This window comes from Bifidobacterium pseudolongum subsp. pseudolongum DSM 20099 (assembly GCF_000771225.1).
In the GTDB taxonomy this organism is placed as follows: Bacteria; Actinomycetota; Actinomycetes; order Actinomycetales; family Bifidobacteriaceae; genus Bifidobacterium; species Bifidobacterium pseudolongum.
In genome coordinates this window covers 360,400-372,319 of sequence record NZ_JDTZ01000003.1, presented here as the reverse complement: position 1 = coordinate 372,319, position 11,920 = coordinate 360,400, and the positions used below count along the sequence as shown (strand labels likewise).

15 protein-coding genes are annotated in these 11,920 nt (G+C 61.4%); 5 read left to right on the top strand and 10 right to left on the bottom strand.

Annotation, left to right across the window (positions count from 1 at the left end; genetic code table 11):
• Nucleotides 1-51 precede the first annotated feature (51 nt).
• The 3 genes from OU02_RS03785 to OU02_RS03775 form a co-directional block, all read right to left on the bottom strand.
• On the bottom strand, nucleotides 52-288 hold the full coding sequence (locus OU02_RS03785; protein WP_026643158.1) for a hypothetical protein: 237 nt from the start codon (nucleotides 286-288) through the stop codon (nucleotides 52-54).
• Nucleotides 288-689: a DUF948 domain-containing protein gene (locus OU02_RS03780; RefSeq protein ID WP_022857626.1), complete on the bottom strand. Its 402-nt coding sequence runs from the start codon at nucleotides 687-689 to the stop codon at nucleotides 288-290. The genes OU02_RS03785 and OU02_RS03780 overlap by 1 nt, the downstream gene beginning before the upstream one ends.
• Before the next feature lie 86 nt (nucleotides 690-775).
• Nucleotides 776-1,453 (bottom strand): histidine phosphatase family protein, encoded by a 678-nt coding sequence (locus OU02_RS03775; RefSeq protein WP_033488808.1) that lies wholly within the window; start codon nucleotides 1,451-1,453, stop codon nucleotides 776-778.
• 39 nt (nucleotides 1,454-1,492) lie between these two features.
• Here OU02_RS03775 and OU02_RS03770 point away from each other — a divergent pair, with 39 nt between their 5' ends.
• Entirely contained in the window at nucleotides 1,493-1,858 is a 366-nt protein-coding gene (locus tag OU02_RS03770) for a phage holin family protein (protein ID WP_033488807.1), read from the top strand.
• 107 nt (nucleotides 1,859-1,965) lie between these two features.
• Here the strand turns inward: OU02_RS03770 and rpsD are convergent, their stop codons facing one another.
• Both rpsD and OU02_RS03760 read right to left on the bottom strand, forming a co-directional pair.
• Nucleotides 1,966-2,592: a 30S ribosomal protein S4 gene (gene rpsD / locus OU02_RS03765; protein ID WP_022857629.1), complete on the bottom strand. Its 627-nt coding sequence runs from the start codon at nucleotides 2,590-2,592 to the stop codon at nucleotides 1,966-1,968.
• Nucleotides 2,593-2,811: 219 nt separating this feature from the next.
• A complete protein-coding gene (locus tag OU02_RS03760; RefSeq protein ID WP_033488806.1) occupies nucleotides 2,812-5,328 on the bottom strand; it encodes a UvrD-helicase domain-containing protein in 2,517 nt (838 codons plus the stop codon).
• A 211-nt stretch (nucleotides 5,329-5,539) separates the two neighbouring features.
• Between OU02_RS03760 and OU02_RS03755 the strand changes: the two genes are divergently transcribed.
• Nucleotides 5,540-6,121, top strand: a complete 582-nt coding sequence (locus OU02_RS03755) for a xanthine phosphoribosyltransferase (RefSeq protein ID WP_033488975.1) — start codon at nucleotides 5,540-5,542, stop codon at nucleotides 6,119-6,121.
• 20 nt (nucleotides 6,122-6,141) lie between these two features.
• Nucleotides 6,142-7,485 carry a nucleobase:cation symporter-2 family protein gene (locus OU02_RS03750; protein WP_033488805.1) on the top strand — a complete coding sequence of 448 codons (1,344 nt, stop codon included), beginning with the start codon at nucleotides 6,142-6,144 and terminating at the stop codon, nucleotides 7,483-7,485.
• Nucleotides 7,486-7,491: 6 nt separating this feature from the next.
• Here the strand turns inward: OU02_RS03750 and OU02_RS03745 are convergent, their stop codons facing one another.
• A complete protein-coding gene (locus tag OU02_RS03745) occupies nucleotides 7,492-8,397 on the bottom strand; it encodes a transcriptional regulator (RefSeq protein ID WP_238551898.1) in 906 nt (301 codons plus the stop codon).
• 196 nt (nucleotides 8,398-8,593) lie between these two features.
• Here OU02_RS03745 and OU02_RS08265 point away from each other — a divergent pair, with 196 nt between their 5' ends.
• A complete protein-coding gene (locus tag OU02_RS08265; protein WP_338321339.1) occupies nucleotides 8,594-9,160 on the top strand; it encodes an alcohol dehydrogenase catalytic domain-containing protein in 567 nt (188 codons plus the stop codon).
• Nucleotides 9,142-9,501 (top strand): zinc-binding dehydrogenase, encoded by a 360-nt coding sequence (locus OU02_RS08260; RefSeq protein WP_052110236.1) that lies wholly within the window; start codon nucleotides 9,142-9,144, stop codon nucleotides 9,499-9,501. Before OU02_RS08265 ends, OU02_RS08260 begins: the two co-directional genes overlap by 19 nt.
• Here OU02_RS08260 and OU02_RS03735 read toward each other — a convergent pair.
• The 4 genes from OU02_RS03735 to OU02_RS09115 are packed head-to-tail and all read right to left on the bottom strand — an operon-like array spanning nucleotide 9,462 to nucleotide 11,743.
• Complete coding sequence (locus OU02_RS03735; RefSeq protein WP_033488804.1) at nucleotides 9,462-10,943, bottom strand: alpha-amylase; 1,482 nt, start codon at nucleotides 10,941-10,943, stop codon at nucleotides 9,462-9,464. The two genes, OU02_RS08260 and OU02_RS03735, sit on opposite strands and share 40 nt — an antisense overlap.
• 50 nt (nucleotides 10,944-10,993) lie before the next feature.
• A complete protein-coding gene (locus OU02_RS09125; RefSeq protein ID WP_277985437.1) occupies nucleotides 10,994-11,197 on the bottom strand; it encodes a gamma-glutamyl-gamma-aminobutyrate hydrolase family protein in 204 nt (67 codons plus the stop codon).
• Nucleotides 11,163-11,312 (bottom strand): gamma-glutamyl-gamma-aminobutyrate hydrolase family protein, encoded by a 150-nt coding sequence (locus tag OU02_RS09120; RefSeq protein WP_257467406.1) that lies wholly within the window; start codon nucleotides 11,310-11,312, stop codon nucleotides 11,163-11,165. Before OU02_RS09120 ends, OU02_RS09125 begins: the two co-directional genes overlap by 35 nt.
• Complete coding sequence (locus OU02_RS09115; RefSeq protein WP_274518164.1) at nucleotides 11,288-11,743, bottom strand: gamma-glutamyl-gamma-aminobutyrate hydrolase family protein; 456 nt, start codon at nucleotides 11,741-11,743, stop codon at nucleotides 11,288-11,290. The genes OU02_RS09120 and OU02_RS09115 overlap by 25 nt, the downstream gene beginning before the upstream one ends.
• Nucleotides 11,744-11,920: the final 177 nt, after the last annotated feature.

Genomic DNA, 11,920 nt, shown 5'->3' with positions numbered 1-11,920 from the left:
GGGACGCTCCTTGGTAAGTCCTATGTGGTTGTGGGTTGGCTGCGGTTGGGGTCACTGCAGCTTGTCGATGTAACGGTTGTTGAGCTCGGCTTCCCGCGTGCGGCGCACCTGTGTGAACTCATTGACGAGGCCTTCGAGCGTGCGCATGCCCACGTTCTCCTGATCGGGACCCAGCAGGAACTGACGCGCCTTGTCGGGCGTGTTGGCTTTCACATACGCTTGGGCCTTGCTGACGGCGACGACTCCGGCGACCACACCGAGCCCCACCCAGAACAGACGTTTGAACATCACTCCCCCTTGGCTTCTTCGACGACGACGGAGGCCTTGTTGGCCTGGTTCTTATGCAGGAACGATTGCGCGGTGACCTTCATCGCGTAGAACGTGGAGGCCAGCTTGATGACCGGCTTGCCCAGGAACGAGCCGTAGAGGTTGGTCAATGCGCCGACGTTGTTGGCCGTGCTCGAAGCGGCGGCCGAGATCTTGTTCACGTCGGTGAGCGACTTGTTGACCTGCTGCACGGTGGTCACGCCCTCATCGAGCGCCGGCAGCGCATGGTCGCCGGTCTCCTTGACGGTGTCGGCGATCTGGTCGAACAGCTTGCCAAGACGGATCAACGGGTAGATCAGGAATCCGGCAAGGATGGCGAAGGCGATCGCCGCGATTAGTCCTGCAATTTCACCAGCACCCATGGATGTGCACCTCTTTCTTGGTCACGGCATACGCCACGACGACTCTTACCCGCATTAGCGTAACCAATCACCCAGACCAGCCAAGCTCAACGCTGATTGTATGAGACGACCCGCAGCGCGGAATCAAATGGTTCGCTTGTATCGAAATCGAAGACGGTCACCGAACCGTTCGCGGGCCGTTCGCTCAGGTCGTAGCCGGCCGGCGCGAAGCGTTGCATGAGACTGAGCAACGTGTTGCCGTGCGATATCTGCAACACATGGTCGCCGTCGTGCAGGCCGGTGTTCGCGGCGATGAGCGCATACCCGCCGGCGATACGGCGCCAGTATTCGTCATCCGATTCGGCGTCGTGGAAGGGGTCAGCCTCCTTGAGGAAGTCGCGTGTGGCCGCCAGCCCGTACCGCGCCACAATCGCCTGATAGGTCGGCGCACCGTGTGGCCCACCGGCCGCAAGCCATGCCATCGACATGTCCTGACCTTCGTAATACCCGTAGAACTGTTCCCGGAAATGCATGTCCGCCACAAGCGTAGGGCGCGTATGCCCCGCCTGTTCATTGGCGTCGAGGATGCGCTCGGCGGTCATCTGCGCCCGCGTGGTGTCCGAGCAATAGGCGCCGGCGAAATCAATGCCAGCCAGCAGGGAGCCCGCATGGTCGGCATCGGAGAGGCCGGCTTCGGTGAGCGGAGAATTGGACCACCCCTGCAGGCGGTTGTATCGGTTGAAAAACGTCTGCCCGTGGCGGACGAGATGAAGATGAATGATCATGGTTCACGATTATCGCACCGCACCGGCATAATCAATACCATGGCTTCATTTTGTATCCGGTGGCTCGTGCTCACAGTGGCGGCCGCCGTCATGGTGCTGCTCTTGCCCGGCATGCATGCCGTTGGGCACCCTCCCATCTTGGGCATCGCGGCGTTTTCGTTGTTCATGGCGTTGCTCAACGCCTCCATCAAGCCGGTCGTACAGACGCTGGCCTTGCCGTTCACCATCCTGTCGTTCGGCATCCTCGCGCTCGTGATCAACTGGCTGTTCATGGAACTGGCATCATGGCTTTCGCTGAGCCTGTTCGATGTGGGCGTGACAATCGACGGATTCTGGTGGGCCACGCTCGGCTCGATCATCATGTCGATCGTCTCCGGAATCGTCAGCGCGGCGATCGGCTCGTGAGCCGCTCCTCGTTGCCGCCCGGTTCCCCCAACCAACGAAGCCCCGCATATTGCGGGGCTTCGTTGTGTATGTCCTTGAACTGTATCAGTACAGTAAGTGGATCCAGATCAGCGGGCGTAGAATTCGACCACGTACTGGATGTTGACCTGAACCGGAATCTCCTCCGCTTCAGGAAGGCGGGTCAGCGTGGCCTTGAGGGAGGCCAGATTGACGTCGAGATAGCCAGGGACCGGCGGCAGCACATCACGGTGTGTGCCTTCGGCGGCGATCTGGAACGGCACCATGGTCTGGCTCTTCGGCTTGACCTGAATGGTCTGTCCCGGCTTCACGCGGTAGGACGGACGGTCGACGATGTTGCCGTCCACGAGGATGTGGCGGTGCACCACGAACTGACGGGCCTGCGCGGTGGTGCGGGCGATGCCGGCACGCAGCACGAGGGCGTCGAGACGGGTCTCGAGATCGGTGAGCATCGCGTTGCCAGTCTGGCCGGCGGTGTGGGTGCCCTTCTCGTACACAGCGCGCAGCTGCTTCTCCGACACGCCGTACTGGGCGCGCAGACGCTGCTTTTCGCGCAGACGGACCGCGTAATCGGATTCGGCGCGGCGGCGGGTGCGGCCATGCTCACCGGGAGCATACGGACGCTTTTCGAAAAGGCGCTGGGCCTTGGGGGTCAGTGCAATGCCGAGGGCGCGCGAAAGACGCACCTGACGGCGGGAACGCTGAACGTTCGTCATATTGTTTGTTCCTTTGGTTGTTCTGTCGTTGTCTGAACGGAACACAACGCCTGCGGCGTCGTGTTGAGCCAGCCTCTCCGATGCTTCGTCGTGCCATGCACGAACGGCGCGGGTCCGCGCCGCCGACCCATCGACGGGCCAAGGCTCCAGACGATGCCAATCCTATGCGGATCGGCACCAGCGCAATAGTCTACACCGGCCCTATGGACGTAAGGCCCCTCAGAGCTTTTCGATCGGCGCCACACGCAGCATGAGCCGCTTGACACCGCTCGAACCGAAGTCCACAGTGATCACCGAGTTGCGTCCTTTGTCTTGGGCGTCTACCACGGTACCCAAACCGAATTTGTCGTGGGTCACCTTGTCGCCGACGGCAAAATCCTCGATACGCAGGTGGTTGTCGGCCTTCAGCGACGACGCGGGTTGCACCGGCTGGCGCACCGGCGCCCGGCGCGTGGTGACTTTGCCGGCATGCGCCGCGGAACCACGCACTCCGGACCCGTAGGTCGACCGTGACCCATACGACGAGCGTGAGCCATACCCGTATGACGACCCACCGAACGAGCTCGAGGCGTCGAACTCGTCGTCGTTCCAGCCGCCGTGCGCGCCGAAGTCATGAGAGGCGTTCGCACGCCAGCCGGAGCGCATGCGCTCCATGCCAGCCTCCTTGCGCTTCCAGTCGATCAGGTCGGCCGGGATCTCGTCGAGGAACTGGCTCGGCATCATTTCGGCCGAACGCCCCCACTGCGCACGCACGGCGGCACGCGTGACGAACAAATGCCGCTTGGCGCGCGTGATGCCCACATACGCCAGACGGCGTTCCTCGGACAGCTCACTGGTGTCTTCCATGGCGCGGGCATGCGGGAACGTGCCCTGCTCCATGCCCGTCAGGAACACAATCGGGTATTCGAGGCCCTTGGCGGTGTGCAGCGTCATCAGCGTCACCTTGCCGGAATCCTGCGATTCATCGGGCAGCTGGTCGGAGTCGGCCACAAGCGCCGTCGTCTCAAGGAACCCGGCGAGCGTCGCGTCAGGCGTGTTCTGCTCGTATTCGGCGGCAACGGACTGCAGCTGCGACAGGTTCTCCACACGCGACTGGTCCTGCGGGTCCTGCGACTTCTTGAGTTCCTCGAGCAGCCCGCTGCGTTCGAGCACCTCGGCCACAATCTGCGAAGGCTTCGCATCATGCTCTTGGGCGAATTCACGCAGTTCCTGCATCATCTGGGCAAAGCGCATGAGCGGGTTGAGCGTGCGCGCCGTCATTCCTTCGATCTGGTCCGCGTGCGCGACGCCGTCCCAGAACGTGCCCCCGATCTGCTGGGCATGCAGGGTGACCTGCGACTCCGCGCGCGCGCCAAGGCCGCGCTTGGGCACGTTGAGGATGCGCCGCATATTGATGTCATCAGCCGGGTTCACGATCGCCTGCAGATAGGCGAGCGCGTCTTTCACCTCACGCCGCTCGTAGAACTTCGTGCCGCCGATGAGCTGGTACGGCACGCGCGCCTGGATCAGCCCCTCTTCGAGCGACCTCGACTGCGCGTTCGCGCGGTACATGACGGCGATGTCGCTGTAGCGCACGCCGTCGTCCGTGTGCAGGCGTTTGATCTGCGCGGCGATCCAATGTGCTTCGAGCTGCGCGGTGTCCGCGGCGTATGCGGTGATCTGCTCCCCCGCGCCCGCCGCGGTCCACAGGCGCTTCGGCTTGCGCCCCTCGTTGTGCGCGATGACCGCGTTCGCCGCGTCGAGGATCGTCTGCGTCGAACGGTAGTTCTGTTCGAGCATGATCGTCTTCGCGTTGGGAAAATCCTGTTCGAAATCCTGGATGTTGCGGATGTCGGCTCCGCGGAACGCGTAGATGGACTGGTCGGAATCACCCACCACGGTGATCCACGCCGGCCCCACGCGCCCCGCGCCGACGGCGCCCATGTCCGCGTGTTCGCCGGCGTCCACGCCTGCGAGCTCACGGATGAGCACATACTGCGCATGGTTCGTGTCCTGGTATTCGTCCACGAGGATGTAGCGGAATTTGCGGTGGTAGTACTCCGCGACGTCTGGGCAGGCGCGCAGCAGCTCCACCGTGCGTACGATCAGGTCGTCGAAATCCACGGCGTTCGCCGCGGCAAGCCGATGCTGGTATTCCGCATAGACCACCGCATACAGCTCCTCCGGATTGCCGATGCGCCCCACACGGTACCCGCGCTGCCCGGGTTTGAAGTCCGGCGCGTATTGGGAGAGCATCTCGCGCGCGCTCGTCAGGTTGTTCTTGTAATCCGAAATCCGCGCAAGGATCGAGCGGGGCGTATAACGCTTCACATCGAAGTTGAAATCATTGGCGATGAGCTTGATGAGGCGCTCGCAGTCGGCGGTGTCGTAGATGGTGAAGCCGGATTTCAGGCCGATGCGCTCGCCGTCGCGCCGCAGGATGCGCACGCACGCGGAATGGAACGTGGAGACCCACATGCGCGACGCGACCGGCCCGATGAGCGATTCGAGACGTTCGCGCATCTCCGCGGCCGCCTTGTTGGTGAAGGTGATCGCAAGCACCTGGCTCGGCCAAGCGCCGAACTGCGTGAGGATCCAGGCGATGCGTCGGGTCAGGACGCGCGTCTTGCCCGAACCGGCGCCCGCGCCGATGAGCAGGGCCGGCCCGCGGTATTGGACCGCTTCGGCCTGCTGGGGGTTCAAATCGCCAATCAGCGCCTCTGGTGGCCGGGCGATGACGTCGGGATCTTGCTGCACGTCGCTTCCTTTCGTAACCATGGGCCCGGGAACAGGCCGGCTACCATATCTAGCACATCGATTGGTCACGTCGCGACGGCATGCGCCATCACTGTATGCCGTGGTCAGTTGCACAGCGTACAGTGATGCGACATATCACCCAACAACACGCGCACCATTCTGGAGACCATGTGCCGCCATCGGTGCCGCATTCCCAGATGGAAGGATGCAGATGCTGGAACTTGAGGAGCGGATCAGGCAGCAGGGAACGGTCAAGCCGGGCAATGTGCTCAAGGTGGACGCCTTTCTCAATCATCAGTGCGACGTGGCGCTGTTCGACGCCATGGGCGCGGCGTGGGCCGAACATTTCCGGGGCAAGCCGATCTCCAAGATCCTGACCATCGAAGCTTCCGGCATTGGCATCGCATGCGTGGCCGCACGCCATTTCGACAATGTTCCGGTCGTGTTCGCCAAGAAAGCGCAATCGATCAACCTCGACGGCGAACAATACGTGACACAGGTGTATTCATTCACCAAGCAGCGTGAATTCCCTGTGATCGTGGCCAAGAAATTCCTGTCTGAAGGCGACCATGTACTCATCATCGACGACTTCCTAGCCAACGGCAAGGCGCTCCAAGGGCTCATCGAGCTGTGCGAGGACGCCGGCGCCACGGTGGAGGGCATCGGCATCGCCATCGAAAAAGGTTTCCAAGGCGGCGGCGACCGTCTGCGCGAGGCTGGCTTCGACCTTGATTCCCTCGCCATCGTCGAGTCGATGGATGCCGACAATGGCACCGTGACCTTCCGCCACTGACCACACAGGAGGAATCCAAGGTGAAGCAGCACCACAGTGAGGTCTCGTTCGCCACGCTTTCGTCGCTCGACGCACCCGTCTCGTTCTGGCGCGGCATACCGTTTGGACTGCAGCATGTGCTCGCCATGTTCGTGGCCAATCTCGCCCCCATCTTCCTCGTGGCGGCCGCAGGACACATGAGTGCCGTCGATTCCGCGCGCATCATCCAGTCCGGTTTGCTTGTGGCGGGCTTGGGCACATGCCTGCAGCTCTACGGCATATGGCGCATCGGATCGCGCCTGCCGATGGTCACCGGCATCTCGTTCACCTATGTGGCTGCGGCGATCGCCATCGTGGGCCAGCAGGGCTATGGGGCCGTGGTGGGGGCTGTGCTCGTCGGCGGCCTGCTCGAAGTCGCCTTGGGACTCACGGCCCAGTATTGGGCACGGTTTGTACCACCGGTGGTGTCCGCCGTGGTGGTCACATCGATTGGCTTCTCGCTGCTTTCCGTGGGTGCCGAAAGCTTCGGTGGCGGCTCGGGAGCCCCGGATTTCGGCAGTTGGCAGAATCTCACACTCGGTGTGGTCTCGTTGGCGGCCTGCCTTGCATTCCAACTGCTCATGAAAGGTGTGGCCAAGCAGCTTTCCGTGCTGTTCGGCCTTGTGGTGGGCTACCTGCTGGCACTGTGCCTCGGCAAAGTGGATTTCAGCGGATTCGCACACCTGCAGGTGGTGAGCCTGCCCACATTCATGCCTTTCAAGCCGGAATTCGATTGGGGTGCCATCATCTCGATCGGCCTGCTCTATGTCGTCTCATCCGTCGAAGTGCTGGGCGACACCGCGGCATTGACCAAGGTCGGTCTCAACCGCACCCCCACCAAGAAAGAGACAGCTGGCGCCATCGCCGGCGACGGCCTGATTTCATCGGTCTCCGGCCTGTTCGGCTGCCTGCCGCTCACCTCGTTCGCCCAGAACATCGGTCTGGTGGCCATGACCAAGGTCGTCAACCGCAAGGTGATCCTCTCCGGTGGCCTGTTACTTGTGCTTGCGAGCTTCGTACCGGCCGTGTCCGAGGTCTTCAACTCCATGCCGCAGGCGGTGCTCGGCGGCTGCACAATCATGATGTTCGGCAACATCATCCTCTCGGGCTTCCAGATGATCTCCGACGCCGGGTATACGCAACGCAACATCACAATCGCCGCGCTTTCCTTGACAATCGGCATCGGTTTCACGCAGGTCTCCGCGATCTTTGTGCATTTTCCCCCGCTGTTCCAGTCGATTTTCGCGCACAACTGCATCGCGGTGGCGTTTGTGGTGGCTGTGGTGCTCAATCTGGTGCTGCCCGGCGAAGAACGTTTCCTCGCCACACCGGCCCAGACGGACTGAGGATCCTCAGTCAAAATCCGGCTCGTATTTGGTTTTGGCGTAATGGACAACAATCCATTTGATGACGAACGTCACGCCGAGCGTGGCGGCGAGTGGAATCCAGAAATACGTCGTCCTCAATGTCGGCAGGAAGTACAACGCGAGCGCGCCGAGCACACCGAAGATGGTCGCGAAGCTCGTCAATGACACTGAGAAATCGCACAGCTTCTTCTCGGCGAGTTGAGTGCCTCGGCGCGTATCGGACTCCTTCACGCCGAGCTCATAGATGTTGATGAGGCGCAGCGCCTTGAAGTTGTACAGGAAGAGGTTCGTGCGCACGCCCATGACAAGCCCGTAAATATAGAGCCAGCATCCCACTGCGAGCCCCGTGCGTGAGAGGCCCGAGGCGAATGACACGGGCCAATGCATGCCCCACACGGCGATTACCGCATGCACGGCGACGATGACCGCCGTGGCGAGAATGACGCATACCGCGCACAATTCCCATCCTTGCCTGCGTGCGCGCGGGGTGTAGAACTGTTCGATGCGACGGAACGCGCGTCTGTAGTCATCGTGGTCCTCCGCTGTGTGCTTGAGTATCGTGTACCCGACGAGGATGGCGATGATCTCGATGATGAACGTCTCCGGGTGTTTCTGTACTTCCGGCAGTTCCACGATCTCATGTGTCATGAGTCCGATGAGGCGGTTGAGCCCTTTGACGATCTCTTCGACGTCGGCCGTGTTGCGTTCCGGCAGCAGTGCGAAGAAACTGCCGACAGCAAAACCGAGGATGATGACGGCCACACCGCTCGCGATACGCAACGCGCGTCGGCGCATGTGTGCGTCATAGCCGAAGTGGTCGCCATGGGCGGCGATCTGCTGCAGTCTTGATTCCTTTGTCCCAGCGTCCGAGCCGCCCCTGTCCGTGTTCATTCGTTGCGTTCCATTCATGTTCGCTCCATACCCGTTTCGATTCATATGCCAACCATTGTTCCCGCATCATCCTCTTTACGGCCAGTGTAGTCCGCGGCATGCGCGCATGCTCCCATATTCCCGCATATCTCCATCGGAGAATCACGTCCCGCTGCCATAGAATCGCATCAAATCCCACGCCGATGCAAGAAGAATCGTGAAGGCAGCGATATTGGACCAATATGACCGTCAGGGAACTCCATTGCGGGTGTGCGACATACCCGATCCGACGGTCGGGCCGGATGACGTTCTCGTGCGAGTCACGTTCGCGGGTGTCAATCCACTGGACAATATGATTGTGTGCGGCGAGGTGAAGCTCATCGTGCCGTACCCCATGCCATTGACGATAGGCAATGAGTTCGTCGGCGTGGTGGAGAGGACCGGCACGCAGGTCACGCGATTCTCCGCGGGCGAGCGTGTATATGGGCGCATGCCATTGGATTCCATTGGCGCGTTCGCGCAGTTCGTGTCCATCCCCCAGTCGGCGCTCGAGGCGACTCCGGAGTACATGAACGACGAGGAGGCGGCCTGTGTGCCGTTGACGGCGTTGACCGCATGGCAAGCGTACGAGTTCATGCATGTGGCCGAAGGCGGCCGTCTGTTCATCTCCGGGACGACGGGAAGCCTGGGCGCGATGGCGGTGCAATCGCACGCGACTTGGGCCTCGAGGTGTCTGTCAGTGGTGGAGCTTCCAGCCGGCGGCGCATGCTCGACATGGGCGTGACGACCTTCGTCGACTACAAGACTCAGGACTACGCCACGATGCTGTCGGGCATGGACTATGTGCTCGATACAGTGGGTGACCGTGAGATCGGCAAGGAGATGGGCATTCTCAAACGCGGCGGAATCCTGGTCTCGTTGCGTGGCACACCGAACGGCGCGTTCGCCAGACGCATCGGATTGCCTTGGTACAAGCGTCTCCTGTTCGACGCGGCCGGCATGAGGAACGACCGTCTGGGTCACAGGCGCGGCCAACGTTATGCGTTCATCTTCGTGTGCGCCGCGGCGGCTCGAATGGCAAGACGCTACTGCATATCGGCTGAGCGTTCCCGCATCAACTCATAATCGCCGGCGTCAATGTAGATGCTACAGGCCCGCGGTGGGCAATGCAGCACGCACCGGCCGGACGCGTCGATCCGCACCGCTGCATCCGGGTGGCAGATGTCTACAACCGTGTGCGCTGCAAGAAAATCCTCTTGGATAGGGCGGGCCACTGCGGCATCACCGGTGTTGAGCACAACGCATACCGGATGGCCGCCCCGCACCACCCAACACAATGAATGCGCGGTGTTGCCGCCCTGCGGAACGACACGGCCGCCGAGCAGATGCGCACGGATCCACACCATCTCATGGAGCAGCGCCAGTGGTGGGAATAGGTCGTGCGGCATGCCGTACCAGTCGCCGAAGAACACGCACGGATACGGGCTGTCACGCAACAGAATATAGGCGTATGCGAGCGGTTTGAACCAAGGCTGCACCCAGGATTCGAGTGCCTGACCCGGTTGTGTATCATGGTTGTCCACGAACGCGCACGCGTACTCTGGCTCATCGACCGTAAGCGTATGCGCGGCTAGTTCGCGAAGATCATATGCCTGAGGTTCCTGCGAGACATGTTCAAATGCGAAGTGCAGCGCGACGTCGAACAGCGTCATGCAGTGCCCACAATCGTTGAGGTAACCGACCAATTCATCCACATCGCCTGACCAGTACTCGCCGACCGCGAAATCGGGATGGTTGCCATACTGTCGCATTGTATTGAGCCATGGTGCGAAGAACGTCGCGTCTATGCTTTTGACGGCGTCGAGACGGAAGCCGTCGACACCCGTCGTCTCGGTGTACCAGATGCCCCAATCGGTCAGTTCCTTGGCCACTTCGGGTTCATTGACATCGACGTCGTCCCCCATGATGTAGTCGAAATTGCCACGCTCTTGGCTTACGTTGCCGCTCCATTGTTTGCCGGCGAAGCGCATGATGCCGATGCTGCCGTCATTGGCGGTGTAGTCGGTGCCGGTGAAGTCACGCCAGTTCCAACGGAACGTCGAATACGCGCCGCCGCGTTCGGGGAACTCATAGACAGTGTCGAGCGTACGTTCGATCACCGTGCTGTCGCTCACTGTGCGGTCATCCACGTCGACGACATGCGCCGCGACCCGCTCCTTGCCGTCGGCGCCCATCCTGTGGTTGAAAACGATGTCAGCGATGACGCGCAGTCCATGCGCGCGCAATGCACGGATTGCGGCAAGATAATCACCACGCGACCCATATTTCGTCGGCACCGAGCCCTTCGCGTCGAATTCACCCAGATCATACATGTCGTAGACGCCGTAGCCGACGTCAGAGTCCCCCGCTTGGCCTTTGTACGCCGGTGGAAGCCATGTCATCGTGAACCCGGCGGCGGCGAGATCCTGCGCCTGCGCCGCGATCCAGTTCCATAGCCCATGATCGTCGGGCAGATACCATTCGAAGCATTGCAGCATCGTCTCGTGATTCGCTGTGCCGGCCGTCATATCCGCGTGTTCCTTCGTCAGTATCCGTGTGTGCCTTATCGGATTCCATGCTAGCGGCGGCACACACCGCTACGCCCGTAGCGTGGCTCTGCGCTTTGTCTCGCGCAGGCGGCGACGAACGAACGGAACAGTCGCCGGCTCGGCCCATCCACTGTGTAGAGGAATTCGGGATGCCATTGCACGGCGCGGAAATATGTGTTCTCCGGCCTGTCGATCGCCTCAATGAGGCCATCCTCGCTGATTGCCATCGGCACGAGTCGCTCCCCCTAGCACGCGTATCGCCTGATGATGGTAGCTGTTGACCGCGAGGTCGTCGACGCCGATTCCGGCGGCTAGCGGCGTTCCTACTTCGATATGTATATCGTGCACCGGCCGGTCGTATGGGGGTCGCTGATGATGGTCGACATCGGAATCGATTCACTCGGAAGATCCTGATACAACGTGCCACCGCACACTACGTTCATGATCTGCAGACCTCTGCATATCCCGAAGACGGGTTTGTCATGCGCGAGCGCGAGGCGCAGCAACGCGAGCTCCATCGTGTCGCGCTCGGCGTTCGGCACGACGTTGTCGAACCTTGGCTCCTCCCCATACTGCCGCGGCTCGACATCATGCCCACCGGTCATCAGTAACCCATCGCACATCGCGAAGATCTGCTGTATCTCGTCATCATCCGTCGTCACCGCCGGCATGAACGGCACGGCACCGGCTTCGCGCAGCGCATCCATATACCCGGGCAGCATCCACAGGCTTTCGCGTTCGTCGTCGACGAGCGGCATCACGGCGATCGTAGGTCTCATGGGCATCCTCTCTGCTTTCGTTCGGCATGGATGGATACTTCACATTCGGCATTCGTCTCCATGACGTGCCTATTACGTCCCTGTTTCGGATGGTGCACCTCGGCTGCGGCGGCGCGACGGACGCGTATCGAAGGTAGAATTATGGGAATCCGTATCCGATGTCGTCAGGGAACGAGG